30 protein-coding genes are annotated in these 25,904 nt (G+C 46.1%); 1 reads left to right on the top strand and 29 read right to left on the bottom strand.

Features of this window, described 5'->3' with window-relative positions:
• Nucleotide 1: 1 nt before the first annotated feature.
• The 10 genes from aroC to mtrB form a co-directional block, all read right to left on the bottom strand.
• Nucleotides 2-1,171 (bottom strand): chorismate synthase, encoded by a 1,170-nt coding sequence (aroC, locus tag ACX9NY_RS04650; RefSeq protein WP_105599406.1) that lies wholly within the window; start codon nt 1,169-1,171, stop codon nt 2-4.
• Nucleotides 1,172-1,349: 178 nt separating this feature from the next.
• Entirely contained in the window at nt 1,350-2,144 is a 795-nt protein-coding gene (locus ACX9NY_RS04645) for a CheR family methyltransferase (protein WP_062835189.1), read from the bottom strand.
• 25 nt (nt 2,145-2,169) lie between these two features.
• Entirely contained in the window at nt 2,170-2,613 is a 444-nt protein-coding gene (gene ndk, locus ACX9NY_RS04640; protein WP_339235211.1) for a nucleoside-diphosphate kinase, read from the bottom strand.
• A gap of 154 nt (nt 2,614-2,767) precedes the next feature.
• Nucleotides 2,768-3,742 carry a polyprenyl synthetase family protein gene (locus ACX9NY_RS04635; RefSeq protein ID WP_017687703.1) on the bottom strand — a complete coding sequence of 325 codons (975 nt, stop codon included), beginning with the start codon at nt 3,740-3,742 and terminating at the stop codon, nt 2,768-2,770.
• A gap of 341 nt (nt 3,743-4,083) precedes the next feature.
• Nucleotides 4,084-4,704 (bottom strand): UbiX family flavin prenyltransferase, encoded by a 621-nt coding sequence (locus ACX9NY_RS04630; protein WP_472477289.1) that lies wholly within the window; start codon nt 4,702-4,704, stop codon nt 4,084-4,086.
• Complete coding sequence (locus tag ACX9NY_RS04625; RefSeq protein WP_091028934.1) at nt 4,705-5,571, bottom strand: UbiA-like polyprenyltransferase; 867 nt, start codon at nt 5,569-5,571, stop codon at nt 4,705-4,707.
• On the bottom strand, nt 5,564-6,292 hold the full coding sequence (locus ACX9NY_RS04620) for a demethylmenaquinone methyltransferase (protein ID WP_339235218.1): 729 nt from the start codon (nt 6,290-6,292) through the stop codon (nt 5,564-5,566). Before ACX9NY_RS04620 ends, ACX9NY_RS04625 begins: the two co-directional genes overlap by 8 nt.
• Before the next feature lie 15 nt (nt 6,293-6,307).
• Nucleotides 6,308-7,171 carry a heptaprenyl diphosphate synthase component 1 gene (locus tag ACX9NY_RS04615; protein WP_339256140.1) on the bottom strand — a complete coding sequence of 288 codons (864 nt, stop codon included), beginning with the start codon at nt 7,169-7,171 and terminating at the stop codon, nt 6,308-6,310.
• Nucleotides 7,172-7,272: 101 nt separating this feature from the next.
• Nucleotides 7,273-7,824 carry a hypothetical protein gene (locus ACX9NY_RS04610; RefSeq protein ID WP_339235223.1) on the bottom strand — a complete coding sequence of 184 codons (552 nt, stop codon included), beginning with the start codon at nt 7,822-7,824 and terminating at the stop codon, nt 7,273-7,275.
• A 121-nt stretch (nt 7,825-7,945) separates the two neighbouring features.
• Nucleotides 7,946-8,167 carry a trp RNA-binding attenuation protein MtrB gene (gene mtrB, locus ACX9NY_RS04605; protein ID WP_017687697.1) on the bottom strand — a complete coding sequence of 74 codons (222 nt, stop codon included), beginning with the start codon at nt 8,165-8,167 and terminating at the stop codon, nt 7,946-7,948.
• 146 nt (nt 8,168-8,313) lie between these two features.
• Here mtrB and ACX9NY_RS04600 point away from each other — a divergent pair, with 146 nt between their 5' ends.
• Nucleotides 8,314-8,475 carry a hypothetical protein gene (locus ACX9NY_RS04600; RefSeq protein WP_472477286.1) on the top strand — a complete coding sequence of 54 codons (162 nt, stop codon included), beginning with the start codon at nt 8,314-8,316 and terminating at the stop codon, nt 8,473-8,475.
• Nucleotides 8,476-8,541: 66 nt separating this feature from the next.
• On the opposite strand, the gene ACX9NY_RS04595 is transcribed toward ACX9NY_RS04600, so the two are convergent.
• The 19 genes from ACX9NY_RS04595 to ypeB form a co-directional block, all read right to left on the bottom strand.
• On the bottom strand, nt 8,542-8,814 hold the full coding sequence (locus ACX9NY_RS04595; RefSeq protein WP_024630670.1) for an HU family DNA-binding protein: 273 nt from the start codon (nt 8,812-8,814) through the stop codon (nt 8,542-8,544).
• Between the two features lie 217 nt (nt 8,815-9,031).
• Nucleotides 9,032-10,018 (bottom strand): ABC transporter permease, encoded by a 987-nt coding sequence (locus ACX9NY_RS04590; RefSeq protein ID WP_472477284.1) that lies wholly within the window; start codon nt 10,016-10,018, stop codon nt 9,032-9,034.
• Complete coding sequence (locus ACX9NY_RS04585; RefSeq protein WP_339307314.1) at nt 10,015-11,532, bottom strand: sugar ABC transporter ATP-binding protein; 1,518 nt, start codon at nt 11,530-11,532, stop codon at nt 10,015-10,017. Before ACX9NY_RS04585 ends, ACX9NY_RS04590 begins: the two co-directional genes overlap by 4 nt.
• A gap of 114 nt (nt 11,533-11,646) precedes the next feature.
• Nucleotides 11,647-12,744: a sugar ABC transporter substrate-binding protein gene (locus ACX9NY_RS04580; RefSeq protein WP_472477282.1), complete on the bottom strand. Its 1,098-nt coding sequence runs from the start codon at nt 12,742-12,744 to the stop codon at nt 11,647-11,649.
• A 218-nt stretch (nt 12,745-12,962) separates the two neighbouring features.
• On the bottom strand, nt 12,963-14,441 hold the full coding sequence (spoIVA, locus tag ACX9NY_RS04575; protein WP_017687692.1) for a stage IV sporulation protein A: 1,479 nt from the start codon (nt 14,439-14,441) through the stop codon (nt 12,963-12,965).
• Nucleotides 14,442-14,895: 454 nt separating this feature from the next.
• Nucleotides 14,896-15,675 (bottom strand): hypothetical protein, encoded by a 780-nt coding sequence (locus ACX9NY_RS04570; RefSeq protein WP_472477279.1) that lies wholly within the window; start codon nt 15,673-15,675, stop codon nt 14,896-14,898.
• Nucleotides 15,676-15,702: 27 nt separating this feature from the next.
• Nucleotides 15,703-16,053: a 2Fe-2S iron-sulfur cluster-binding protein gene (locus ACX9NY_RS04565; protein ID WP_339235236.1), complete on the bottom strand. Its 351-nt coding sequence runs from the start codon at nt 16,051-16,053 to the stop codon at nt 15,703-15,705.
• 11 nt (nt 16,054-16,064) lie between these two features.
• The gene (locus tag ACX9NY_RS04560) at nt 16,065-16,682 is read right to left on the bottom strand and encodes a hypothetical protein (protein WP_339235238.1); all 618 of its coding nucleotides are present in this window, start codon (nt 16,680-16,682) and stop codon (nt 16,065-16,067) included.
• Nucleotides 16,683-16,765: 83 nt separating this feature from the next.
• Nucleotides 16,766-16,945 (bottom strand): DUF2768 family protein, encoded by a 180-nt coding sequence (locus ACX9NY_RS04555; protein ID WP_278294380.1) that lies wholly within the window; start codon nt 16,943-16,945, stop codon nt 16,766-16,768.
• A 173-nt stretch (nt 16,946-17,118) separates the two neighbouring features.
• On the bottom strand, nt 17,119-17,394 hold the full coding sequence (locus ACX9NY_RS04550; RefSeq protein ID WP_017687687.1) for a stage VI sporulation protein F: 276 nt from the start codon (nt 17,392-17,394) through the stop codon (nt 17,119-17,121).
• A 102-nt stretch (nt 17,395-17,496) separates the two neighbouring features.
• A complete protein-coding gene (locus ACX9NY_RS04545; RefSeq protein WP_339235240.1) occupies nt 17,497-18,537 on the bottom strand; it encodes an NAD(P)H-dependent glycerol-3-phosphate dehydrogenase in 1,041 nt (346 codons plus the stop codon).
• Complete coding sequence (plsY, locus tag ACX9NY_RS04540; RefSeq protein WP_339235242.1) at nt 18,530-19,153, bottom strand: glycerol-3-phosphate 1-O-acyltransferase PlsY; 624 nt, start codon at nt 19,151-19,153, stop codon at nt 18,530-18,532. The genes ACX9NY_RS04545 and plsY overlap by 8 nt, the downstream gene beginning before the upstream one ends.
• 11 nt (nt 19,154-19,164) lie before the next feature.
• On the bottom strand, nt 19,165-20,487 hold the full coding sequence (der, locus tag ACX9NY_RS04535) for a ribosome biogenesis GTPase Der (RefSeq protein ID WP_253438644.1): 1,323 nt from the start codon (nt 20,485-20,487) through the stop codon (nt 19,165-19,167).
• A gap of 185 nt (nt 20,488-20,672) precedes the next feature.
• Nucleotides 20,673-21,887: a 30S ribosomal protein S1 gene (gene rpsA / locus ACX9NY_RS04530; RefSeq protein ID WP_062835205.1), complete on the bottom strand. Its 1,215-nt coding sequence runs from the start codon at nt 21,885-21,887 to the stop codon at nt 20,673-20,675.
• A 142-nt stretch (nt 21,888-22,029) separates the two neighbouring features.
• Complete coding sequence (locus ACX9NY_RS04525; protein ID WP_339235244.1) at nt 22,030-22,617, bottom strand: lysophospholipid acyltransferase family protein; 588 nt, start codon at nt 22,615-22,617, stop codon at nt 22,030-22,032.
• Nucleotides 22,614-23,318 carry a (d)CMP kinase gene (cmk, locus tag ACX9NY_RS04520; protein WP_339235246.1) on the bottom strand — a complete coding sequence of 235 codons (705 nt, stop codon included), beginning with the start codon at nt 23,316-23,318 and terminating at the stop codon, nt 22,614-22,616. Before cmk ends, ACX9NY_RS04525 begins: the two co-directional genes overlap by 4 nt.
• 103 nt (nt 23,319-23,421) lie before the next feature.
• Complete coding sequence (locus tag ACX9NY_RS04515; RefSeq protein WP_342570552.1) at nt 23,422-23,646, bottom strand: hypothetical protein; 225 nt, start codon at nt 23,644-23,646, stop codon at nt 23,422-23,424.
• A 63-nt stretch (nt 23,647-23,709) separates the two neighbouring features.
• Complete coding sequence (locus ACX9NY_RS04510; RefSeq protein WP_339235250.1) at nt 23,710-24,363, bottom strand: flagellar brake protein; 654 nt, start codon at nt 24,361-24,363, stop codon at nt 23,710-23,712.
• 147 nt (nt 24,364-24,510) lie between these two features.
• Nucleotides 24,511-25,857 (bottom strand): germination protein YpeB, encoded by a 1,347-nt coding sequence (gene ypeB, locus ACX9NY_RS04505; RefSeq protein ID WP_339235252.1) that lies wholly within the window; start codon nt 25,855-25,857, stop codon nt 24,511-24,513.
• Nucleotides 25,858-25,904: the final 47 nt, after the last annotated feature.

The raw sequence follows: 25,904 nt of genomic DNA, 5'->3' as shown, positions 1-25,904 counted from the left end.
ATTAGTAATTCTCCAGTTGAGCGTTATAGTTAGCAACATTAGCACGGATCTCTTCCATGGAATCCCCACCGAATTTCTCCAGGAATGCCTTGGCAATTTCCCACGCTACAACATGCTCCATCACCACACTTGCTGCTGGTACAGCACAAGCGTCCGAGCGCTCAACCTGAGCCGTAAATGCTTCTTTCGTATCAATATCCACACTTTGCAGTGGCTTATACAACGTTGGGATTGGCTTCATCACACCGCGTACAACCACTGGCATACCGTTCGTCATCCCGCCTTCGAATCCGCCCAGACGGTTGGTTGCCCGGTGGTAGCCGCGTTCATCCGTATGCATGATTTCATCATGCACCTGTGAACCACGAATGACTCCGGCTTCGAATCCGATACCAATCTCTACACCTTTGAATGCATTAATGGACATTACGCCTTGAGCGATTCGCGCATCCAGCTTGCGATCGTATTGAACATAGCTACCCAGACCAATTGGCACCCCTTCAACGATACATTCCACGATTCCTCCGATGGAATCGCCTTCTTGTTTAATCTGGTCGATGTAGGCTTCCATCTTCTTCTCTGTCTCAGCATCCGTGACACGTACAGAGGAAGCTTCTGTCACTGCGATCAGTTCATCAATCGGAAGGTCCTGATATGGAGCTTCGATCTCTCCAATACGAAGTACACGTCCAGCTACCTTGATTCCAAATTCAGCCAGGAATTGACGTGCAATGGCACCACATGCCACACGTACTGTTGTTTCACGTGCACTGGAGCGCTCCAATACGTTACGCAAGTCTTTGAGATTATACTTGAGTCCACCGTTCAGATCAGCGTGTCCGGGACGAGGACGATGAACGCGACGTTTCTCTTCGTCACTGCCTTCGATCGGCTCAATATTCATAATATTCTGCCAATGTTTCCAGTCATTATTTTGAACAACCAGCGCTACCGGAGCACCTGTTGTATATCCGTGACGGATCCCACCAACGAAATTCGCCTGATCCTTCTCGATCTGCATCCGGCGTCCACGACCATACCCCTTTTGGCGGCGGTGAAGCTGGAAATTCAGTTCTTCAAAATCAATCGTCAAATTACTTGGCAATCCTTCAATAATAGCGGTCAATTGGGGTCCGTGCGTCTCCCCTGCGGTTAAATAGCGTAAACTCATAATACGTTCCCCCTTTAAACTGTTAAACTTCACATTGCTAAAATCCCATAATTTCTTTGCTTATTATAGTATAGCTGACCGGCTTTGACAAGAAAGTCGGCTCTTTCTTGTACTTGGTATACAAATAACCGCCTGAACACATGTACATGTGCTTCAGACGGCTGAACAACCATTATCATTATTTTTTCCGATAGAAAAATGTTTCTGCTGTCTCCAGACCATATTGTCCCGGGGAGAAGATCTGCTCCGTACTACCCACAAATAAGATACCGCCTGGACGTAAACTTGCTGCAAATTTGTGATACAACAGGTTTTTGGCTTCCTCGGTAAAATAGATCATGACATTTCGGCACACAATCAGATCGTACCCATCGTCAAAACGGTCCACCAGCAAATTTTGTTTCATGAACTTGATCGAATTTTTGAGTTGCTCATCAATACGGTATACCAGGCCATCTTGCTTGAAGTAACGGTTCGCCGTTTCCTTTGGCACATCCTTAAGTGAGCGTTCCATATAACGCCCTTCTTTGGCTTTGGCCAATGCACCTTCATCCAGATCACTTGCCGTAATCGAGCTGTCCTTCAAAATACCCATCGTGTCCAAAATCATGGCAAGTGTGTATGGTTCTTCACCTGTTGAACAGGCTGCACTCCAGACTTTGACACGACGCTTGGACCCTAGCAGTTCAGGCAGGATCTCGTCCCGCAGCACTTCCCAACGATTGGGATTACGCCAGAATTCAGACACATTAATGGTCATGCGATCAAGGAACTCGTAAAACAATGATTTATCTTTCTGCATAGCATCAAAAAAGTTAGAAAATGTATGAAACCCGTTTTTGTTGCGAAGTGTGGTCAGCCTTCTTTTCATCTGGCCTTCCTTGTATTGAGCAAGATCAATGCCTGTGCTCTCTTTGATTTTACGAATGAATCCGGTGTAATCCGGGTCTAGTAGTTGTTCTTGCTCCAGCATCGTGTATCACCCTTTTGGCTAATAATTACAACCAGGCTGCGATGCTCTTGTCGTATACCACCAATTCATCTGAAGCAAAGAAATTGGCTGCTTCACGGGAAGCACTTTCCGGTGAATCTGCCCCATGAATCAGATTATGTGGTGTGTGGCTGGCGAAGTCTCCGCGAATGGTACCCGGAGCTGCTTCCTTCACATTGGTTTTTCCGATGACGATGCGCGCAAGCGCCACAATATCGTCCCCTTCCCACACCATGGCAAATACAGGCCCAGATGTGATAAAACGAACCAAATCATCGAAAAACGGTTTGCCCTCATGTTCAGCATAATGGCGTTTTGCCTGTTCCTCAGACATCTGCACCAATTTGCCTGCCACCAACTTAAATCCTTTGTCTTCCAGACGGCTAATAATTCGACCGATCAATCCACGCTGCACACCATCCGGCTTCACCATCAAAAATGTACGATCCATCAGCTCACTCCTCACTCACGGTTCAAAGTTAATCACTATGTAAACGCAATCCCTCTGATTGTAACATACATGTCCAAATCCTCCCAATGAGGAATATCACAAGTCTGTTCATCTTTGGGTATGAGCGATCTGAGAGTTGAAGGTCATACAAAGTTTAATGCGTACGTTTAACCACAAAATGAGCGATGTCACGCAGGTTTTTGGTCGTCTTGATGTTAGGTAGCTGATCGAGAGCATCGAGCGCTTTCTTCATATATCGGTCAGCAAGGGCTTCTGCTTTAGCGATTCCTTGACTTTGGCGAATCATTCCAATTGCATCCGATGCACTTGCCCGTCCTTCTTCATGCTGGACACGGGAAATCTCCTTAAGCAAAGGTTCCCGCAGATCGGATTCTTCTAGGGCATAAAGTACAGGAAGAGTAATATTTCCTTGCTTCATATCACTGCCTGGTGGCTTACCAAGTTGTTTCTCGGTACCTACCAGATCCAGTACATCATCTTGAATCTGGAAAGCCATCCCCACATTGTATCCGTATGTATACAGCAGGGAAGATACATGCTCAGGCGCGCGTGTGGCCAATGCGCCTAACTGACAGCTAACCGCAATCAGAAGTGCTGTTTTACGGCGAATCCGCAGCAGATAGTTACGAACACTTTGTCCCGTATTGAAAAAATCGCGAATTTGCTCCATTTCACCAATGGACATCTGTACCATGGCTTTGGCAAGAATACGATGAATAGCTGGATCGGATAATCCGGCAGTCATCTCAAGTGCCTTACCGTAGATATAGTCTCCTGTGTACATGGCAATCCGATTATCCCATTTTGACTTCACCGTGGGTTTGCCTCGGCGTGTCTCCGCATTATCAATCACATCATCGTGAACGAGCGATGCGGAATGAATCAGTTCCAACGGAACCGCGACCAGCTTCAGACGTTCAATGTCATATGTACCAAATTTCCCGCCAAGTAATACAAAAACGGGCCGCAACCGTTTTCCTCCTGCTTTGAGCAAATGAAGCGACGTTTCACTCAGCAGCTTCTGTTCTCCTCGAACACTGCGATAGAGCTCTTTCTCAATGTAATCCATGTCCTTTTTTAACAACCCGAAAATATCCAATAGTTTCATTCGTTCACCCGTATCAGCGTATTGTCAGTCCACAAATCCATGCTTACCTTCCCCTCCAGCAAGTCGGGCCTGCAGGCATTACGAAAAACCCGTCTTACCGTTCTTGCTTGTGTTTTTCCATAAAGTTCTAACGTATTCTTCTTCACCGAATGTCATGGCCGACAACCGGGAATTAAACTCTGCGACTTGTTCTGAAACAAAATACAGAAGTTGCCGGAGCATGGGTCAAGACTGTGGTTCATGAAGACTCACCATCAGCACTCACCAATACCCCGGGATTCGGGGGACAAATAAACCGAGCAACACCTTGGCAAAAAACTGCCTTGTATCGGACTCAGTCATTATCCCCGTACATCCGGTTCTCCCCATCTTGTAAAAAGTTGATGTGGGATTCGCAAGCTATCCAGCACTTTTCCCACCAAAAACAGAATCAACTCATCCATAGTCTGAGGTTTGTAATAAAAAGCAGGCATAGCCGGTATCATACGCACACCAAGACGTGAAAGCTTCAGCATGTTCTCCAGATGGATTGCATGAAGAGGCGTCTCACGTGGTACGAGGATCAATGTTCTTCCCTCTTTCATCATCACATCAGCTGCACGGGACATCAGATTATCCGACGATCCCTGCGCAATGGACGAAAGAGTTCCCATAGAACATGGCATGATAATCATGCCGTCGGCCAGATAAGAACCACTTGCAATGGAGGCCCCTATATCACTCACAGGATGGTAGATCAGAGAACCGGCACGGTTGCCGAATTTTTCTTCCAGCACCACATCCCGATTCGTCACATCCCAGTCCATTTCTTCTTTCAGTACACGCCACCCTGCATTGGATATGACCAGATGAACGTTATATTCCAAATCAAGCAGCGTTTCAATTAATCGAATGCCATATATACTGCCACTCGCTCCGGTAATTCCGACAACCAGTCGTTTATTGTCCGGCTGCTGTACCATTTATTTCACCGCCAGATCAATCAGAGTAAACGTAAATACGATTATACTAAGCAAACTGTTCATGGTAAAAAACGCCGTTTGAACACGGCTCATATCATTAGGCGATACAATATAGTGTTGATAGAACAGAATTCCATACGTCACCAACATGCCTGCGCCATACCACCAGCTCAGATCTGTCATCAACAATAACGCAAGAAAACCAATTGCAGTAATCACATGGAAGAACTTAGCGATCTGCAAGGATTTAACCAGGCCAAAGCGAGAAGGTATGGAGTGAAGACCCTCTCCCTGATCAAACTCCAGATCCTGACATGCATAGATAATATCAAAGCCCGCTGTCCAGAACACAATCGTAACGTACAGCACAATCGCTGTCCAATCCATCGTGCCTGTTACAGCTACCCAGCCACCAAGTGGTGCCAAACCAATCGTCATTCCGAGAACGACGTGGCATAACCATGTGAATCGTTTGGTGTACGAATACAGTACCAACATAAACACAGCAATAGGCAACAGCTGCATGGACAATACATTAAGATTGGATGAGGCCCAGAATAACAATATAAATGAGATAATGACAAATATAACAACTTCCCCATTTTTCAAAAGCCCTGCCGGGATGGCTCTCATCGCAGTACGGGGGTTTTTACCATCAATCGCTTGGTCAATAATCCGGTTCAAACCGAATGCTGCACTACGTGCACCGACCATCGCAAGCAATACCCACATGATCTGCATCCAGCTTGGGAAGGTATCATTCACTACCATGGAGCCTAGAATGGCCCCCATAAATGCAAAGGGTAAAGCAAAAAGCGTATGTTCAATCTTGATCATTTCTAAAAAGATGCGAATTTTCCTAAACATGCTGATTCTCCTTGGTTCCAATATGCAATGCCGCGATACCTCCGGTTAGAGGGTAGGCCTGCACTTCTTGTAATCCTGTTTCTGCAAAAATGTCCGCCAGTTCCTTCCTTCCGGGAAAAATCGCCAGAGAGTCGGGCAGCCATTTGTACTGCTCAAAACTTTTAGCAAACACTTTGGCAAGATTCGGTAAAACCTTCTCAAAATAAAAATAATAAATACCTTTGAACGGCTGCCATGTTGGCTTGGACAATTCCAGACACACAACCATACCGCCCGGTTTGACCACACGTTTCATTTCAGATAACACCTGTCTGAGATCCGGTACATTGCGAAGCCCGAACCCGATTGTCACATAATCAAATGAATTGTCTTCAAAAGGAAGTGACATGGCATTCCCTTGTGTCAGGGTAATCTGATTCTGACGTTGAACCGCATTGATCTTCGTCTGACCGACCTCCAGCATGTTGCTGCTGAAATCAAGTCCGTGCATGTGCCCTGTTTCACTTGCTTCTGCCATAGCAAGCGTCCAGTCACACGTGCCGCAGCACAAATCAAGACCGGTGTCACCTTTGGACATATTCATCTTTTTCATGGTGAATTTGCGCCAAGCCTTATGCCTGCGGAAACTTAGAATATCATTCATGACATCATATTTTCCGGCTATGCTCTGAAAAACCGAATGGACATATTCTTCTTTCGGTTTGGTCTCTCCGCTCCCCATTCGTCTGTCTCCCCCTCAATCTTCCCTTACTGCCGCATGTGAAGGCTGCAAATATGCCAAGTAAGGCTCAAGAATCGCATGGATCTCATGCAAGCCCATTCGCCCTTCCTCGTCTTGCAACAACACTTGAATGCGGTGTGTACAATCGCGAAGCTTGTCCAGCAAAACTTCACCAACCCTATGCTTCAGCATCATAGCGTTCCATGCACGTACATCCGGTTCAGATTGACGCAGCACAGTGCGCTCATCGTCATTACCATGCTCGTATATGTGCCAGTATGCATAGCTGTGGAGATATTGTCTTTCGTCATTCATCCGCTTCAGTTCTTCCACGATCGTTTCGCAGGAGCTGAATTCGGTCAACAGGCTGTTCCATAGTGATTCTTCGTTATCTCGAATCATGCCTGTAAATGAAAGAAACAGCTGCATTCTCAGCTGTACCGTTTCACGCAAGTATTCATCAGCCGAAACGAGAAGCTTCTTCATCCGTTCATACAGCGTCATCTTGCGTGCGTTCACTTCGGATACAGCACCACTGAGTTTGCCAATCATTTCAATTCTGCCCGCTTGGGCAAGCAATTGATAAAAACGGCTACTTAAATAATCTCCGGCGAGTACATTCAACTGGCGTGAACGCATCTCCTGCTCTCTCCGCTCACCGGAAATGGTATCGATTCGATCATGCGTATCCATGGCCAACTGAACGAGCGAAGTTGCAAGAGCATATAACTCTTGATGCAGCTTTTCGTCTGTGCGGCCCACAAATACCTGCAGCAGACGTGCTCGGCTATCCGGAAATGATGGGATTTCCGTATGTTGTCGAATCATGTCGTAATCCGTATATTTCTTTGCTAGTTGGGGTACGCGATATGAATTCATTCTCAGCCTCCGAGCCTTAACATTGTTAAACCATTTCTGCACTACAATCTTATATATTATAGCATATGTTGATCGGGCACGCACTGAATCCTGCTATTCTATTACCCCTGACTTGTCATTTCGAATTGCTTCTTCCAGAGTTCGGTTTCCATCAAATGAAACCAGTCCTTCAATTCCTCTGAAAAGGCCGCACTTTTCCAGTTCCGTAATGTGTCAATCGCATACAGGGGCCACTCACCACGCCGAATATCAGCAGCAAGCAACAGATGTCGTTTATGCATCCATTCATCCTCTGCCATCACACGCAGCAGCACCTGATCCACGTTATCCAGAGTACGAAAGCCCAGATCCGCCACAGCTGCCATGTTCTCATAGATTTCAGTGTAACTTGTACCCGTTCCTTTTACTTTGAGGTCCAGTGTCAAAATGGACTGTTTCCATTCCACTCTTGCGATGGGTGTGGATAGTTGCATGGAGCTTAGCACATCAACCAGATTGTCATTCGTTAGCTGAACAGGATGATGTGATGCAGAGGCAGGTTGTACGTTTTCCCCGCCCCAGGTACGCATATGTAAGGTTTGTATCGCAACAAGCAGAAAGACTGCCGCAACCGTTGCCAGCATTGAAGCAGTAACAATCATCCGCGGATTCATATACGCCTCCCTGCCTTTACCTGTTAGTGTAGTCTGTCCGGTAAAGGCTCATACCTCATTGTACAATGAAAAAAAGCAGGCTATGCCTGCAATCTTCATTTGATTGTATTCAATCTGTACATTACTCCGATTCAATCTGTCCATGCTTGGTAATCAGCGTGGCTTTGCCCCGGATTTTAATAGCTGAGGTATGGGTGGTAAATTGGGCAAACATCACTTCACCCTTGTCCAATTTCTCGGTGTGGTGAAAACGTGTATCCTGACCTCGGGTTAATCCGATCACCTGGACACCATTTTCCTCTGCCTTAATTACAATATAATCATTGCCGGTTGGATGATCCATCACGCATGTCCCCTTCTTAAGTTCGATAGCGTTAATGATGATTAAGATTGTTTCATTTGTCAACCTGCGCCTTATACGATGCACCGCAAGAATCAGCTACCCTCGGGTCATACTACAGTTGTACCGCCACAGAAAGGAGAATCTACATGAAGTACACCCCTGCCGCACTTACAGACGAGCATATTCATCAGTTAAAAAAAATTGAACAGCATCTGTCTGCAGCTGCTGGCGAAGAACTGATTCTCGTTGCTTATACCGGGCAACCGGATGATCCTGAGCACTCGGATAGCCGCAAGAATCATCGTTAAAGGGCAAAAGAAAAGGCCGTGAACAAGTCACGGTCTTTTTGTCGACATATGGAATATGTAGAAATCTTATTTAATTCCGTCTTTGAGCGCTTTACCTGGTTTGAATGCAGGAATTTTGCTCGCAGGAATTTCGATTTCTTCACCTGTTTGCGGGTTGCGTCCTTTACGTGCGGAGCGCTCGCGAACTTCGAAGTTCCCAAAACCAACCAATTGTACTTTATCTCCGCTTTGAAGAGCCTCAGAGATTGCTTCGAATACGGCATCAACCGCTTTCGTTACATCTTTTTTGGACAATTCAGTCGCTTCAGATACGTGTGTAATCAAGTCTGATTTGTTCATTTGTTTTTCACCTCCTGTATCAATGTCCTGAATGTTATACTGTGTTTCCGTTTTATAGCGAAATATACGTTCATACGCAAAAAATCTACGTACATCTTGAGCGATGAACACAAATCTCCGCTTGCGGTCAACAGTCATTTTCGGCAGAATGTCGTCTGAAACCACGGGCATTTCAGACGCCGAACAAATTTCATACTAATACAGACAGCCCACAATTTCAAGTCCGGTTGCGGTTTAAGACGTAAAATGTAACCGCCAGGGCAAGCACGAGAACTCCACCTTTTACAATATCATGCGTGAAATACTGTACGTTCATCATCGTTAACCCGTTCACAAGAACACCAATCAGAACCGAACCGATGAAGGTTCCGATGACATTCGGTTTACCCGCCCCGAACACAGAGAAACCGACAAATACTGCCGCTACGGATTCCATTAACAACGGTGATCCCGCATCTATTTGCCCAGATCCTACTTTGGAAGCATAGATGATACCACCGATTGCTGCAAACACTCCAGCGGCTACATAGGCGAGTGTACGCACCTTTTTCACCTTGATTCCAGACAATCGTGCAGCTTCCTCATTACCGCCTGTAATGTACATCTGGCGCCCATATTTCGTATACGTCAAAAAGATATGCACACCTATTACCGCAATAAGCAGCAGGATAACCGATATTGGCATCCCCAGCCATTTACCCTGCCCTATAAGCAGGAAGGTCGGGTCCATCTCGCCCGCAGCTTTGCTTCCATCAGGGAACTGCATGTGATTGTAAATGGTATACCCCTGTGCATACGTTTTGTGAATACCTCCGATGATGTACATCGTGGCGAGGGTTGCCAGCAAATCCGGAATACGCAATTTTACAATGAGCAAAGCGTTCAACAAACCAATAACAGCACCGATAATTAGTGGCACGATAATGACGATTGCTAGCGGTTGTTGATACCATATCATTAATGAAGCCGTCACGACGGTGGTCAATGAAACAGTCGCCCCTACAGAGAGATCAAATCCATCAACAATGAGAGATAACGTAACACCTATCGCTACAAACGTGACGATTGAAATCGAGCCCAAAATATCGGTCAAGTTACTGTACGTAAAGAAATAAGGCAATTTAATGCCGAAAAATGCGATAACTCCTATAATAACTATAATTGCTCCGTAACGGAACGCAAAATCCATTGATTTATCCTTCATGATTGCACCTCTTGTCCACCGCTTGCATAGTATAGCAGCTGTTCTTGATTAGTCTCGCCTCGTTTGAACTCTTTCACGATAACACCCTCGCACATGACAGCGATTCGGTCGCCAATTCCCATGCCTTCATCCAGTTCACAGGTGAAATAGATGACGCCCTTGCCGGCTAAAGCCAGTTCGTTGATAATGCGGAAAATGTCACTTTTTGCCCCGATATCTACGCCTTTGGTTGGCTCATCAAATATAAATACATCTGCATCCGCATTAAGCCATTTGCCAATGGCTACCTTCTGCTGATTACCACCGCTTAGATATTTCACTTCCTGCTTCACTGACGATGTTTTGATTCCAAGCTGTTTCACCAACGACTCAGCATTCAGACGTTCCCGTTTGCGGCTTACGAAACCTAATGTACTGAGACGGCTAAGCAAAGGCAGACTTAGATTCCGTTCCACGTTCTCCTGAATCAGGATTCCTTGTTTACGTCGCTCCTCCGGTACAGAAACAATCCCCAGAGCCGCCGCATCCGCAGGCTGAGACAGACGAAGATTACGGTTGTTAAGCCGGATCTCCCCTCCCTCCAGCCGATCTGCACCAATCAGCAAACGAGAGCTTTCCGTTTTACCCGCGCCTACCAAGCCAACCACAGCGAGGACTTCACCTCGGCGTACAGAGAGGTCAACACCTTTGACTTTCACTCCACGACGAAGCCCACGAGCTTCTAACAGCATCTCCCCCACGGGGGCTTCCGTCTTCGGAAACTCTTCTTCAAATGGTTTGCCTAACATCTGAGTAACCAAATCGTTGATTGTCAGTCCCTTTGCTTCGCCGGTAAATACATGTTGCCCATCCCTCATAACCGTAACGCGATCACAGTGACCCGTCACTTCAGCAAGACGATGGGTTATGAAAATGCAGGCTACGCCCCGTTCCTTCAAAAGATGAACAATCCGGAAAAATGCATCCGTTTCTTCCTGACTCAGCGGTGCAGTAGGTTCGTCAAAAATGATGACCTTGGCATCCTGAATCAAAATCCGCGCCAGCAGTATCATTTGTTTTTCTGCAAGCGTCAGATCAGCCACTTTTTGGTGAACGGATATGTCCGCCCCTAATTGCTTCAATGCCTCAATCGCACGCTGTTGCAGCTTCCGTGGACTTTTCCACCACCCCCCGGCAGGTGAAGCCAACTGATCCAACATAATGTTCTCCGCAGCCGTCAGCTGTGGCACCAGTGCCGCATCCACTTCCTGATAGACACAGTGAATCCCGCTTGCCTTCGCGTCTCCCGGAGAACTTAAATGAAGCGCTTGTCCACTTAGCTGAATCGTCCCCTGATCCAATGGATAAGCACCAGACAAAATTTTCATTAACGTGCTCTTACCGGCACCATTGGCACCCAGCAGCGCATGAATCTCCCCGCCTTTTACAGAGAAATCCACATCCTTCAGTGCAGGTATGCCTGAAAACTGCTTGTGGATGTGTTCCATTTGAAGCAGAATCGGTGCAGTGCTCATGATGTTAACCTCCAATCGTTCCCTTCCGGGAGCATCCCTTTTTTCATCCAGGCCAAACATATCTTCATTATGTTTGAAAAAAGCGCGCCTTGCGGCGCGCTTCCCATACGCTGCTTATTTAGCAGTAATTCCGTATTCGCTCATCCAGTCCTTGATTCCCTGTGTGCTTCCACCCCATCCTTCAACGAACTCTGACAGCTCCGAAGTGGAGATTTGTTGATCTGGCAGAGCTTCACGTTGAACATAGACCGGGTTAAGCACAACTGAATCTTCTGTCTCGTCCCCGTTCAGTTTCTGATAAGCATAACGGACTTGGACGCGACCAATATCCGTTGGATCAACAGCAGCAGAAGCAACCCAAGGATTTTTCGGGTCCTGAATCATTTGCAGATCCTCGTCACTCATATCGATACCATACACTTTGATCTCGTCACGTCCAGCTTGTTGAATTGCACGCGCTGCACCTTTGGCGAATTCATCCCATGCAGTCCATACAGCTGTAATCTCACCTTTTGGATATTGCTTGAGAATAGCTTCCATTTTGGCTTGAGTATCCAGCGCCGGATTCTGTGCGGAACCAAATGTAGCTATTTCCTTGATGTCCGGATTTGCTTTCATGAATTCACCGTATGCAATCTGACGACGTTCCATCGGTGCGAAACCAGCTACCCATACTTTCACAATATTTCCTTCTCCATTGATATCTTTTTTCATTTGCTCCAGTGTGAGCTCAGCCATCTTCTGGTCATCCTGTGACAGGACTGTAGCTCCCGGTACAGTAATGGCTGCGTCGAATACAACCACGGGAATGTCCTGTTCTACTGCCTTCTTTACGCCTGGCTCTAATAGGGAATCACCGTGATCCGTAAGAATGGCATCGAATTTCTGATTAATTGCGCTATCAAGCAAAGATACCATCTTTGCTTTGTCATTATCGGCAACAAACGTCGTCAGTTCGCCACCGAATTTTTCGATTTCTTGTTTGACTCCTTGTACATATTGCTGCGAGAAGGTACCTGTATTAAATTCCATAATAAGTGCAATTCTTTTACCGCTTAAAGGGCCTGTAACTGCTTCCGTTTTCGGCGTATCAGCTGATGCACCTGAAGCTGGAGTTGCTGCCGGTTCTTTTTTAATTCCGCAAGCGGACAGTGCCAATGTAAATACCAATAACACACTCAACCATACCCATTTTATCTCTTTTCTTTTCATCTCTGTCTCCCCCTGTCCACTCTCTGTGATCTCGATCACAATAGTTGAATATTAATATAACGGCTAATCCCTAGTATGTAAATGGGTTTTAGCAATTTAAAGCTAAAAATCGCTAAGTTTTTTTTGAAAGCACTATTCTTCCCATCCATTTCATCCAAAATAAAGAAATCACATAAAAAAGACCGCGAGGGGATTTCCCCTTACGGTCTTTTGATGTCTTACAAAATGATAGCGATCAAGCCACCTGAACCTTCGTTAATGATTCTTCCCAGCGTCTCTTGCAGTTTGTATCTTGCATTATCCGGCATCATGGCAATCTTGCCCTGAATCCCTTCTCGCACGATAGAGTGTAGCGAACGGCCGAACATATCTGAATCCCATACCTTGATCGGATCGTTCTCGAAGTCCTGCATCAGGTATCTCACCAGTTCCTCACTTTGCTTCTCCGTACCGATAATTGGAGCGAACTCCGATTCCACATCGACCCGGATCATATGAATGGACGGTGCCGTAGCTTTCAGACGTACGCCAAATTTGGTGCCCTGACGAATGAGCTCAGGTTCATCCAGAGCCATCTCGGCGAGAGATGGAGCAGCAATGCCGTATCCGGTCGTTTTGACCATTTCCAGCGCTTCTGCGAAGCGATCGTATTCTCTCTTCGCATGTGAGAACTCCTGCATCAATTGCAGCAGATGATCCTTGCCGCGAATCTCGATGCCAACTACTTCTACGAGAATCTGATCATACAGTTCATCCGGCGCATACAGGTCAATTTCAGCTACACCCTGCCCCATGTTCATACCACTTAGTCCTGCGCGATCAATGAATTCATATTCCATGAACTGAGCGACAACCCGATCCACATCGCGAAGTCTGCGAATATCCTTCACGGTATCCCGTACAGAATTCTCGTAGTTGCTTCGCAGCCAGTGAGTCTCGTTCAACACCATAACCCAGCTCGGCAGGTTTACATTCACTTCATGCACAGGGAACTCATAGAGCACTTCACGAAGTACACCCGTCACATCATCTTCAGTCATTGTGGCTGCACTGAGTGTCATCACCGGAATGTCGTATTTGGCAGCAAGTTCACTACGCAATTGCAGGGCTTCTTCACTGCGTGGGCGAGTGGAGTTGATGACCAAGACAAACGGTTTACCGACTTCTTTCAATTCCGCAATAACCCGTTCTTCGGATTCCACATAGGAACTGCGGGCAATTTCGGCAATTGTGCCGTCTGTTGTGACCACAACACCCAGTGTGGAATGCTCCTGAATGACTTTGCGAGTCCCAATCTCGGCGGCTTCCTGGAACGGAATTGGCTCTTCGAACCAAGGCGTGGAGATCATGCGCGGACCATTTTCATCCTCGTACCCCTTGGCTCCTTCCACCGCGTAACCCACACAATCCACAAGGCGTACATTGACATCAAGCCCTTCGGCCACCTTGATCTGAACTGCGTTATTCGGTACAAATTTTGGTTCGGTTGTCATGATGGTTTTGCCTGCTGCACTTTGTGGAAGTTCATCCACTGCACGGGCACGATCAGCCTCGCTTGCGATGTTGGGCAATACGATCGTTTCCATGAATCGTTTAATAAATGTTGATTTTCCCGTCCGGACTGCGCCGACAACCCCGAGATAAATATCCCCTCCGGTCCGCTCAGCTATGTCCTTAAAAATGTCCACTTTCTCCAATGAAATCCCCTCCCTAAATTACTCCGAAGGAAAAATGCTAAAGAGCATCCGCTTCGTTTTTTCAATCAGAAGACTGAAATCCCTGCAACGGTAGAGCCGCCTTTGTGAGTGCCCGGAAGTCGTCCGCCGCCGAACGTTGCATTCTGATGAAACCGGCGAGAGCGGCGTTAACTCGTACATGCAATTGGACTAGTATCATCTTATGTATCCGTATGCGGCAATATGACGCGTATTTTTGTTTTTTTATCTTATGGTGATGACATTAGGAGAATCCCCCGATCTCGGACTGCGCGTCTTTATTTCAATCTACTTTATGTGATCCGTGAAGTTTTTATGACGGTTATTGCTCATACGGACAAAAGAAAAAAGAGATATCCCTGATTTGGAATATCTCTTTTTGAACCCTTAGAGGCATGTGAGGCATACAGTTAGATCATATGAATGGCAACCAGACTTATTTTGTTGGCTGTGCCACTGGTGCATTATTTTGCCAAGTGTATAAAACAGATTTTACAGGTACGAAGTAGGAGTGCTCCAACAGAAGATCCCGAACATCATCCGTCTCTGCTGGAGACACATCAGACTTTTCCACTGCCTGCATAATGTCAAAAGCATAATCTACATAGACCTTGCCTTCGTCATCCATCATAAAAGGTAATGCCTGACCCGAATACACACTATTCAATGTAATGGAAGGAGTTCCTGCCTGTACAGCCTGATCCATATCCACAGCATATAACCCCGGATACAATTCTTCCCCGCTTGGCAGCTTATTGTTATGTACGGATTTATATTGATTAACCATTCGCTGCACATCGTTGACTTTCTGAACGGTCAGGAGGTCCATCACTTTAACGATGGGATTCACTTCTTCATCCTGGATAAGGAAGTAAGCGCTACCACCGCTTTCAAAAGCGGTTCCCGGTATTTCATCCAGATACCCCAGTTGCTTCAACTTGGGCAGATCCACTCTGAATTTTTCATATTTTGGCGTTTCCATATCTGCATTGAGGATGGGTAAAATCCCCTCATCTTGCTGGAATGCCTCTACCGCACTCTGGATACGGCTCACGCTTTCCCGATAGGCTATTTTAGGGTCCGAATTGCTCTGCGATGGATACATACAACCACTTGCTGTAAAAGCAAACAACAGGAATAACAGCAGACCGCTCATCTGATGCATCAGACGGTGCCGTCCGCTTCCTTCAACACCTTTTGGCTTGTTCCTAATCATTCGTGTCCTCCTAGAATAACGCTTATCTCAGAACCAGTCGTCTTCCTGTTGCTGACGTTCCAGTTGTTTCCGTATGGCTGCCTTCAGCGGGTCCTCCGGAACATGAACCGATAGAGAACCACACACCTTGGCCTGACAGGACAGTCTTGTACCTGCTTCCAACAATGAACCCAACTTGCGCTTTTCTGCATCCGTTGGCGGATACAGTTCCGCCCGATATTCTTCGTCTACGTTCACCTTGCACATCAAGCAAGCAGCTTTACCATCACATCGGGTCGTAATCTTCACTCCGGCTCGTCGTGCTACATGCAGAAGTGTCGCCCCTGGTTTAAGCACGATTGATTTGTTCATGGGTAAAAAAGTAACTTTGTAGTCCATTATGTTCCTCCCTACTGTGACCAGGCAAAGCCAACAAGTTCTTCCACTTCGGCTCTAAAGCGGCTTGTCCATACATTCTGTTGACTTAAAAGCATCATTATAGGTTGATGGGCATGTGGTTGCTGACGCATCTGTGATGCAATGGGTACATAACGATCTTCTCGACCTCGCAGCATATTAAACAACAGCTCATGCGCAAGCGGCATCAGTCGCAGGGGATATGAACCCACTTGTGCTACTGGTGCATGCGGAGCAAGTACATGTTCAATATCGATGCGGTACCAACTTTTGCGAGCCCATATTTCGAAGCCACCAACCAGTTCTAGCGCACATTCACCAACCTGATAGTGGCTTAGCAGAGAAGCATAAGGTCCAGTTTTATCCACTGTGGGCTCGTCAAGCATTTCCCCTGGAGCACTACGGTGAAGTTCCTTAGCAGCAGCAACATCCGCATAAATATCAATATCTCTGGGAGCCTGTTGCAACTCTACTCCCTGAAGCAGCAACCCACAGCTTCCTCCAAGCAACCATGTCTGTGGCTGTGTGTTCCAGGCTTTGGCCGTTTCCAGCAAAGCCGCGTGTAATTCCGGATAACGCTCTGTCCGACCCTCCGTATCATGCGGCCCCATAGGCTCACACTCCCCTCATCCGTGTTCATTGTGTCAGTTCTTATGATGTGCTTATGCGGATGTTAACCTTCAGGCATAGGAAATCAGGTCAGAGAAGCGATTCCACCGAAAAAGCCAATCAGCATAATCAAAAATGCAATGAAGGAAAGAATCCCTCGTACAATACCTTTTGTTTTGGCACGAGCAAACGTAATCAGGAATACAGATAGTCCCATAATGAGGATGGCGACCAATGACAGCCACATCTTGTCCATTGCGCTCATAATCCAGCAATCTCCCCTTCAGTCCGATATTCATCACTGACACTGTGACAATTGCAACCATTATAACACGAAATTAAGCGCAACTTTCCAAAAAAAAGACAAAAAAGCAAGCCGACAGGAGCCGACTCGTCTTTTTGTCTTACTGGATCACCTGCACATGCAGGCGTGATCTATTATTTTTTCATCATCATTTTCATTAACGATTCCATACTGCTCGGATTTAATCCGCTTTTCTTGACCGCACTCACAATATCCTTAACCGTATCCTCAGATACCGGAACTTTCGCCATGGCGGATACTTGTTTGATCAATTGGCGCAACTGAGCTTCATTTTGAATCGTCGTTGGTTTCACCGTGCTTGCCAATTTCTTGACGGCACCTTCTGTGATCGTTTTACCCGTTTTCTTGTTGATTGCATTCAGCGCATCTTTGGAAATGTTGTTACCCATTCGTCTCCCCTCCTCCGGCAATACTCATGTGTATAGTATGAGTCCGCAACAGAAAAGGTGAATAAGCTTCTCATTTCACAAATAGGTTTAGGCGGATTACAATCAGGAATGCCACTGCTCCCAGGTTTCAAGCTTCATGACTTCCATTTCAGTCTTCGGGTCACGTCCCATCAAGGCTTCAACTGCATCACGCGGCTGTCTCTCCTGGAATAAAACGTGATACAGCTGATCCGCAATCGGCATTTGCACACCGTATTTTTGCGAGATGAAATAGGCAGCTTGGGTAGTTCGAATGCCTTCTACCACCATGCCCATGGACTTCAGAACATCATCCAGCTTCTGTCCCTGGCCCAGCATCGAACCTGCTCTCCAGTTCCGGCTATGCTGACTTGTAGCCGTTACAACCAGATCTCCGATTCCGGCAAGTCCCGAAAACGTTAACGGATTCGCTCCCATCTCTACTCCAATACGTGTGATCTCTGCCAGACCACGTGTTAGCAAAGCGGCTTTGGCATTATCACCGAACTGAAGACCATCGGACATACCTGCACCAAGAGCAATAATGTTTTTGAATGCACCTGCCAGCTCAACACCGAGCATATCCCGATTCGTGTAAACCCGGAAATAGGCATTCATAAACAAAGCTTGAGCAGCCTCGGCAGATGACTTATCCAATGAAGCTACAACCACAGTAGTCGGACAACGCTTCACCACTTCTTCCGCATGGCTTGGGCCAGAAAGAACTACAACACGGCCTTCTTCACATTCAAGTTCTTCTGAAATGACTGTAGACATCCGTTTGAGGCTTTCTGTCTCAAAACCTTTGGTTGCATGAATGACTAACATCTCAGGCTTATAATAAGCCTTAAGCTGGTTCGTAACTGCACGCATGGCTGAAGAAGGCGCAACAATTAACACAGCTATAGCGCCTTCCACCGCTGCTTCCATATCACTTGTTGCCTGAATTCGTGGTGAAAGCTCCGCATCCGGAAGATAGCGAGCATTGGTGTGCTTGCTATTGATTTCGTTAGCTTGGTCTTCACCACGTGTCCACATCATCACGTCCAACTGATTGGCGGCAAGTACACTGGCCAGAGCTGTTCCCCAGCTCCCAGCAACCAGAACAGCAACTTTTTTAGACAACACGTTTACCCCCTCCAGGGTTTTTCGATCCCAATTTATTTTCCTGTCCTTTGGCGAGCTTCGCAATATTGGTACGATGTCTCCAGAACGCAAACAGACAAATAATCAGACTCCCCCAGAAGATATTCATTGAATATCCGGGTAATACCAGAATAAAGATGGGTGTAAATGCTACAAAAATCAGAGACCCCAATGAAACATACCGGGTCAATACAATAGACAGAATAGCGATCACCCCAGCACATAACGCAGGTAGGAAAGCAAGACTCACCAGAACACCAATGGCCGTGGCAATCCCTTTTCCTCCACGAAAATGGAAGTAAAGAGGCCAGTTATGTCCTGCGATGGCTGCTATACCACTGAGTGCAGGAATCCAGGCAGAACCGTTGCCGAGCCAGATTCCAATCCATACAGCTGCAACACCCTTAAGTACATCAAGTAACAGAACAGCAATAGCCGGTCCTTTACCCAATATACGCAACGTATTGGTAGCTCCTGCGTTTCCGCTTCCGTGCTGACGAATATCGATCCCCCGTATCGCTTTTGCAAGGAGGACACTAAAGCTGATCGAACCGAGCAGATAACTCAGCACAATCGCTGCGATTGGTAAAATCACACACTTCTCCCCTAACCTTCGTCGGACTTCCTCCGAGTAAATATACGGATTGGTGTACCTTCAAAGTTAAACGCTGCACGGATCTTGTTCTCCAGATAGCGCTCGTATGAGAAGTGCATCAATTCCGGATCGTTCACAAAAACAACCATGGTCGGTGGCTTAACGGCAACCTGAGTCACATAGTTGATTCTCATTCTCCGTCCTTTATCTGTTGGCGGAGGGTTAATAGCTACCGCATCCGATACGACATCGTTAAGCAGATGCGTCTGAACACGCAACGAGTGTTGTTCCGCCACATGTTTTACAACCGGCAATAATTTTTGTAAGCGTTGTTTTGTCAGGGCTGACAAAAATACGACTGGAGCATACGTCATAAACAGGAAGTGATCCCGAATTTTCGTCTCAAACTCTTTCATCGTTTTGTCATGCTTCTCGACTACATCCCATTTGTTCACGACAAACAAAGACGCTTTGCCCGCTTCAAATGCATATCCAGCAATATGCTTGTCCTGCTCAATAATGCCTTCTTCACCATTAATGACAATCAGAACGACATCTGCACGCTCAATCGCACGCATAGCACGCATTACACTGTATTTCTCAGTTGTTTCATATACTTTACCACGCTTACGCATACCTGCTGTATCAATCAGCACGTAACGTTGGCCGTCTTTTTCAAAAGGTGTATCAATCGCATCCCGGGTCGTTCCAGCCACATCACTTACAATGACACGCTCTTCCCCCAGAATAGCGTTCACCAGTGAAGATTTACCCACATTAGGACGTCCGATCAGAGCTACACGAATGACATCTTCGTCGTAAGTCTCTTCCTCAAGTTCTGGCAACTTCTCCACAATAGCATCAAGCAAATCACCTACACCTGTACCGTGACTTCCCGATACGCCGATGGGATCACCGAAACCGAATCCATAAAACTCATAAATGAGCTCACTTCGTCCGATATTATCCACTTTGTTAACCGCTACAACAATAGGCTTGCCTGAGCGGTATAGCATCTCTGCTACCTCTTCATCCGATTGCGTAATACCTGCTTTTGCATCACACATGAATACAATAACATCTGCTTCTTCAATAGCGAGCTCTGCTTGCATCCGAATCGATTTTAAGATTACATCTTCACCATCAATTTCGATACCACCTGTATCAATAATACTAAATGGTTTACCGTTCCATTCACCGATTCCATATATACGGTCACGGGTAATGCCCGGCTTGTCTTCCACAATGGCCAGTCTATCGCCGATGATCCGATTGAAAATGGTGGATTTACCCACGTTCGGTCGTCCGACAATTGCCACAACGGGTCTTGCCATACAGTCCACTCCTCCTGTCCATACTTACGATAATCATCATAGCAAAAAAGATAAGTCTTGGCTAACGTTTCATGCCAAATTACTTGCAATAAAAACAATCGGCGAACCCGCCTGGGGCTCGCCGATCTTGCTTTTATTATTCAGCAAAATATGCAGTATATAACTTAGAACCATGCATTGTTAACTTATTTGAATTTGCTGAGTTTGTCACCAAACAGTTCGCCGAGCGTAGTGCTCATACCTTGATTGTTCAAGGAAACGTTTGGATTGTTGATTTCTTCACGTGGAGCGTTGTTTCTTGCTGGACGCTCTGATTTTTGTGGTTGAGCAGGAGCTTCTTCAGTTTCTTTGATGCTCAAGCTTACACGTTGCTCAGAAGGGTTCATGTCCAAGATTTTAACTTGAACTTCTTGTCCTTCTTTCAGCACTTCATGAGGAGTGCCGATGTGTTTGTGGGAGATTTGTGAAATATGCACAAGTCCCTCAACACCAGGAGCGATTTCAACAAATGCACCGAAGTCGACCAGACGTTTTACAACACCTGTTACGATATCGCTGGAATTGAATTTCTCGCTTGCAGTTTCCCAAGGACCTGGTTGAACTGCTTTCATGCTCAGGCTGATTTTGCCTTTTTCAGGGTCAACTTTCAGCACTTTCACACTAACTTTATCGCCTTCAGACAGAACGTCGGATGGTTTTTCAACGTGTGTCCAAGCCAGCTCGGATACGTGAACCAAACCGTCAACTCCGCCCACATCAACAAATGCGCCGAATTGAGTCAAACGTTGTACTGTACCTTCGATCACTTGACCTTCTTGCAAACCAGCCATAACCGTTGCTTTGTTTGCTTCGAATTCTTGCTCCAGTACGTCTTTTTGGGAAAGGATCACTTTGTTGTTCTCACGGTCGATCTCTTTCACTTTAACACGCAGTGTGCGTCCTTTGTAGTCGCTGAAGTCTTCAACGAAATGGCGTTCAACCATGGATGCCGGGATAAATCCACGCACGCCCACGTCTGCTACCAGACCACCTTTAACAACATCACCTACAACAACTTCGAATACGTCTTGGTCTTCAAAATGCTTTTGCAATTGATCCCAAGCGTTTTCGCTGTCGATTGCACGTTTGGACAGAACGAGTTTTTCTTTCTCGTCGTCGATGCTAAGAACTTTAGCTTCAACTTCTTGTCCAACTTCTACTGCATCAGACGCGCTGTCCACATGTAATGAAGACAGTTCACGAATTGGAATGACACCGTCATATTTATATCCAATGCTCACATAGGCTTGGTTATCTTCCAATTTGACGATGGTTCCTTTTACGGTATCTCCTTTTTTCAAGGAAACGAATTGATCCAACTCATCTTGGGTTGCTTCTTGATTTTTCATTTCTTCCGACATGTCAAATACCCTCCTCAATTCAAAAACCCCATTATATTCAAACCTGCCTGTAGCAGAGTTCAAAACACTTTCATCACTGAGTACTCAAGCTTTAGTCTCCCTCAAAAATATGGAAACATGCACTCAGCTACCGACGAAGCCATTACTTGCTTGGCACGCCCGTTTGCACCATTTCGTTAATCTTGGACATAATCTTTTCAGTGGCCTTCTCCAGAGCTTCTCCGGAGGGGTCTTCCTTGAACTCGTCCAAACTTACTGGTGCTCCATATACAACTTTCATCTTACGAAAAACTTTGTAGTTACCGATAATAGCAGTAGGAATAACTGTAGCGCCACTACGGAGAGCAAAACTCGCTGCTCCTTTTTTGCCGATACCTCCATCATTGTGACGGCTTCCCGAGGGGAAGATCCCAAGCACTTGACCATCACGCAAAATATTGAGTGAGGTTTTGATGGATTCCTTGCTGACACCTCCACGTTTAACGGGGAAAGCGCCCACGGCTTTGATAATTCGGCCGAGTACCGGAATTTCAAACAATTCGCTTTTGGCCATGAAACGCACCTGACGGCGAATTTTGATACCAACAGTTGGAGGATCGAAATTACTAATATGATTGGAACATAAAAGTACGCCGCCTTCTTCCGGAATATTCTCCCGTCCAACGGCCTCCAAGCGGAAAAGAATGGTGTAAATGATCCGCAGTAATGTGCTGCAAAATGTGTAAATCATAGACCGATCTCTCCTCTGACCATTGTGCAATAAGATACGATTTTGTCAACCACTTCATGAATGTTCATCTTTGTTGTATCCAGGACGATAGCATCCTCAGCACAACGCAGTGGGGAAATTTCCCGATTCTCATCCAATCTGTCACGGGTGGCAATGTCTCGCTCCAGCTGTTGCAACGTCAGTCCTTCAGAGGGGTCCAGTTCTTTGAAGCGGCGAAGCGCACGCTCTTCCACACTGGCAGTCATAAAGATTTTCACTTCCGCATCGGGCAATACTGTCGTTCCGATATCGCGTCCATCCATAACGACGCCCTTGCGCAAAGCCATTTGCCGCTGAGTATCCACTAATTGCGTACGCAGCCCCTCGATTTGCGCATATCGGGACACGATTCCCGTCACTTCACGGGAGCGGATTTCCGAGGTTACTTCTTCCCCATTACAGAACACTTTCTGTCCGTCGGGATCCGGTTGTAAATCAATGACCAGCTTTTGGGCTTCCTGAAGTACCTGTGTCACTTCTTCTGGCGCAATATCTTTCCGAAGCATGTGCAAGGTTACCGCACGGTACATTGCGCCTGTATCGACGTATACATACGCGAGCGCCTCTGCAACCAATCGGGCCACCGTGCTTTTCCCGGCACCGGCAGGTCCGTCAATTGCAACGTTCATTTTCCCGTTCTCTGATGTGTTCTGGCTTGCCAACGGGGCATTCCTCCTCAAACGATAAACCTCAATAAAAAAACAGGCATTGCCTGCATCGTGAAAATTATACCACACTCTACACATGGATGCAAAAACAGACAAATCAGCGCTGCCCGTACTCATTCACCGTTTGCAATTGAACTGGCGTTCCTTCCAGACGGTCAATCGTGGTCAAATTCTTTTTGAAGCCTGGTACCAACAGCAGTAATTGATACACCACAAGCAGGATTAAAAGGCCTGTAATCAGAATCGTAACCCTTCGTTCCATTCGTCTGGAGAAAACATAATAAAGTCGTTCATATCTGCGGGTTGCATGACGATGATTCAAGACAATTCCTCCGTTTTTTACATTACAGTGCCCGCAGTTCCCTCTATTTATGCCACAACATTCCTATTTCGTGCGATAGTCCAGTTGTCGTTCGAAACAAAACTTGATAATTTTCTGGCGCTCCGAATCTGAGATCTGCACAAATTTCAGCATGCATAACTGTCTGCCGGTTTCCAGGGTTTTGATCCGCACAACTTCAGCTTCAAAATTCACATGTTCTATGATTGAATTCCGGTATGGAACAAGCAACCAGCATTTCAATTTTTGACCTTCAGCTATTGGAAACCCTGATTCGCCGTAGATGGACAATCCACCGCCACCAATATCTTCAGTCAATCCGACGGCACGGGTCAGATCTTCACTCTGGATGGCCAATTCGAGATTTGCATGAACACGAAGAAAGCTACGCCGTTGTATTTTGGATATATCGCTCGCAAGCGGTTTGCGTATACGAACAAGACGAACCACATCTTCTTCAAATCCTGTGACAAAGGTATTAAAATAATGTCTGACTCCATCTTCCGTAATGTATGAAATGGACAGTTCCTCTCCGAAAAAAAGTCTTTTCAGACGGCTGCTTCCTTGTTGCATTGGGACCTCAATCAGAAAACTGCTGTCATCCATATCTGCAATGCGTGATTTGTACTCTTTGTGTTCCTCTTTTTCATCTGCAGAAGCAATCTGGATGAATAAAATTTCATTTATTTTAGGAAACAAGCTGTTCACCGCCACTTTATGTATTTATCTTCGTATGTACAAGGACTATTATACCATGACCTTTCTCACATTGAACAAGAAAAAAACAGACCACATCGTGGTCTGCCGCAATTATTCGCTCAACTTAAATTGAGATTATCCATCTTTTTATGAGGTTGCATTGACCGGTTTGATCTCTTCAACCGCTTCTTCTATTCCTGTATTCGCATTAATGTATATCCGGTAACGAGAACCGTTAATTTTCCCTCCGAATTCATAACACAATACTTCTTTGCTGTAATCATTCTCAATCAGAGATTTTCGTACATAATTTTCTTCAAAGTCTGAGTTGAGCTTTTGACGTGCCTGTTGCTCCGTAAGTGTTGCTTTCGGAATTTTGCGCTTGTCATTATGTTCATAGACAAAGTCACTCGCCTGAAATCCGGTTACTTCTCCTGTATCCAGTCCTACACGAACTGACATTTTCTCAGGATAGATCAAGGTGTCCCCTTGCTTACGCACATAAGTAAGGTTACCCAAATTACCAAATTCATCGTAATTGACGGCTTTCATATCTTTGTAGCCTTTATTCGTTAGAAATTGATCTGCTTTTGCCATGGCATCCTGACGAGATACTTTTTTGGTTCCAATCGGACGTGTATCACTATAAGAGATAAGCATCCCCCCATTACGGGTGAAATCCATCATCAGTTTGCCATTGTTGGCATGATCGACCGTCGCAGTATACGATTCCCAGTCCGTTCCTTTACCGTTTTCCTGCACCTTAATTTTGCTGCTGTCCGCATCAGAGAATTTTGCAGCCTTGCTCTGAATCTGTTCTTTGGTCACCGGCATGCCGTCCAGTTTCTTGACTGTTCGTTTGGCATAGATATTGGATACGGAAGGACCCCAATCCAGCTCCGGGTATTCCTGCACCTTTTTATTCACTGTACGAAAACCGTCAACGATCGTGTTGTCCATGGATTGCTCTTGTGTTGCCATGGCAGTCTCCGCGTCCATCCAGCGCAAACGGTCCGTCAGCACTTTCTGCTGTACATCCTGCAGATTCTTGGTAATTTCGGATGAATTCTGATACAGCTTTTTCAAGTTGCCCATTTCCTTCTCACTGAGCGGCTCGTTCGTCAAGTCACGCATCGACGCCCGATAGGCAAAGTTGGAAATGCGCGAGAGGAATTCCTCTGTCTCGTTAAATGGCAGCATGGTGAGTGGCAGCTGGTTAATCTCATTCTGTGCTTCACTGGTGAGTCGCCATACATTCATCAAACCTTTGCGGTGCATTCCCTGTGATGTGGAGTGAACCGCCAAGGTGTTGCCAATCTCCGAATGCAATTTATCCATATGAAAAGATAAATCGTGAAAGGCACGCTGATATTGGTTCTCTGCCTTGATCAGAATCGCATTCTTCTCCTGATTCTCCTGATAGCCCCACACGAGCGCACCGACCAGCAGAACCGCAAATATCGGAAACATAACTGAACTTAAACGTTTATACATCGGTAGAGTCTCCTTTCTTCTAAACCACTACCTCTATTGTGGATCGA

The organism is Paenibacillus sp. CB74, from assembly GCF_055687625.1.
Note: the sequence above shows the minus strand (reverse complement) of the source record. Positions and strands in the feature narration are given on the sequence as shown.

Coding starts and splice junctions, on each gene's coding strand:
- ACX9NY_RS04550 (WP_017687687.1), bottom strand. CDS start 17,394: ATGGGTAACAACATTTCCAAAGATGCGCTGAATGCAATCAACAAGAAA.
- aroC (WP_105599406.1), bottom strand. CDS start 1,171: ATGAGTTTACGCTATTTAACCGCAGGGGAGACGCACGGACCCCAATTG.
- der (WP_253438644.1), bottom strand. CDS start 20,487: ATGGCAAGACCCGTTGTGGCAATTGTCGGACGACCGAACGTGGGTAAA.
- ACX9NY_RS04580 (WP_472477282.1), bottom strand. CDS start 12,744: ATGAAAAGAAAAGAGATAAAATGGGTATGGTTGAGTGTGTTATTGGTA.
- ACX9NY_RS04590 (WP_472477284.1), bottom strand. CDS start 10,018: ATGAAGGATAAATCAATGGATTTTGCGTTCCGTTACGGAGCAATTATA.
- ACX9NY_RS04635 (WP_017687703.1), bottom strand. CDS start 3,742: ATGAAACTATTGGATATTTTCGGGTTGTTAAAAAAGGACATGGATTAC.
- ACX9NY_RS04595 (WP_024630670.1), bottom strand. CDS start 8,814: ATGAACAAATCAGACTTGATTACACACGTATCTGAAGCGACTGAATTG.
- mtrB (WP_017687697.1), bottom strand. CDS start 8,167: ATGGATCATCCAACCGGCAATGATTATATTGTAATTAAGGCAGAGGAA.
- ACX9NY_RS04615 (WP_339256140.1), bottom strand. CDS start 7,171: ATGAATTCATATCGCGTACCCCAACTAGCAAAGAAATATACGGATTAC.
- ACX9NY_RS04620 (WP_339235218.1), bottom strand. CDS start 6,292: ATGGGGAGCGGAGAGACCAAACCGAAAGAAGAATATGTCCATTCGGTT.
- ACX9NY_RS04645 (WP_062835189.1), bottom strand. CDS start 2,144: ATGCTGGAGCAAGAACAACTACTAGACCCGGATTACACCGGATTCATT.
- ACX9NY_RS04585 (WP_339307314.1), bottom strand. CDS start 11,532: ATGAGCACTGCACCGATTCTGCTTCAAATGGAACACATCCACAAGCAG.
- rpsA (WP_062835205.1), bottom strand. CDS start 21,887: ATGTCGGAAGAAATGAAAAATCAAGAAGCAACCCAAGATGAGTTGGAT.
- ACX9NY_RS04600 (WP_472477286.1), top strand. CDS start 8,314: ATGAAGTACACCCCTGCCGCACTTACAGACGAGCATATTCATCAGTTA.
- ACX9NY_RS04565 (WP_339235236.1), bottom strand. CDS start 16,053: ATGGACTACAAAGTTACTTTTTTACCCATGAACAAATCAATCGTGCTT.
- ACX9NY_RS04525 (WP_339235244.1), bottom strand. CDS start 22,617: ATGATTTACACATTTTGCAGCACATTACTGCGGATCATTTACACCATT.
- ACX9NY_RS04630 (WP_472477289.1), bottom strand. CDS start 4,704: ATGGTACAGCAGCCGGACAATAAACGACTGGTTGTCGGAATTACCGGA.
- ACX9NY_RS04560 (WP_339235238.1), bottom strand. CDS start 16,682: ATGGGGCCGCATGATACGGAGGGTCGGACAGAGCGTTATCCGGAATTA.
- ACX9NY_RS04625 (WP_091028934.1), bottom strand. CDS start 5,571: ATGTTTAGGAAAATTCGCATCTTTTTAGAAATGATCAAGATTGAACAT.
- ndk (WP_339235211.1), bottom strand. CDS start 2,613: ATGGATCGTACATTTTTGATGGTGAAGCCGGATGGTGTGCAGCGTGGA.
- ypeB (WP_339235252.1), bottom strand. CDS start 25,857: ATGTATAAACGTTTAAGTTCAGTTATGTTTCCGATATTTGCGGTTCTG.
- ACX9NY_RS04610 (WP_339235223.1), bottom strand. CDS start 7,824: ATGAATCCGCGGATGATTGTTACTGCTTCAATGCTGGCAACGGTTGCG.
- ACX9NY_RS04570 (WP_472477279.1), bottom strand. CDS start 15,675: ATGATTAGGAACAAGCCAAAAGGTGTTGAAGGAAGCGGACGGCACCGT.
- ACX9NY_RS04555 (WP_278294380.1), bottom strand. CDS start 16,945: ATGAGCGCAATGGACAAGATGTGGCTGTCATTGGTCGCCATCCTCATT.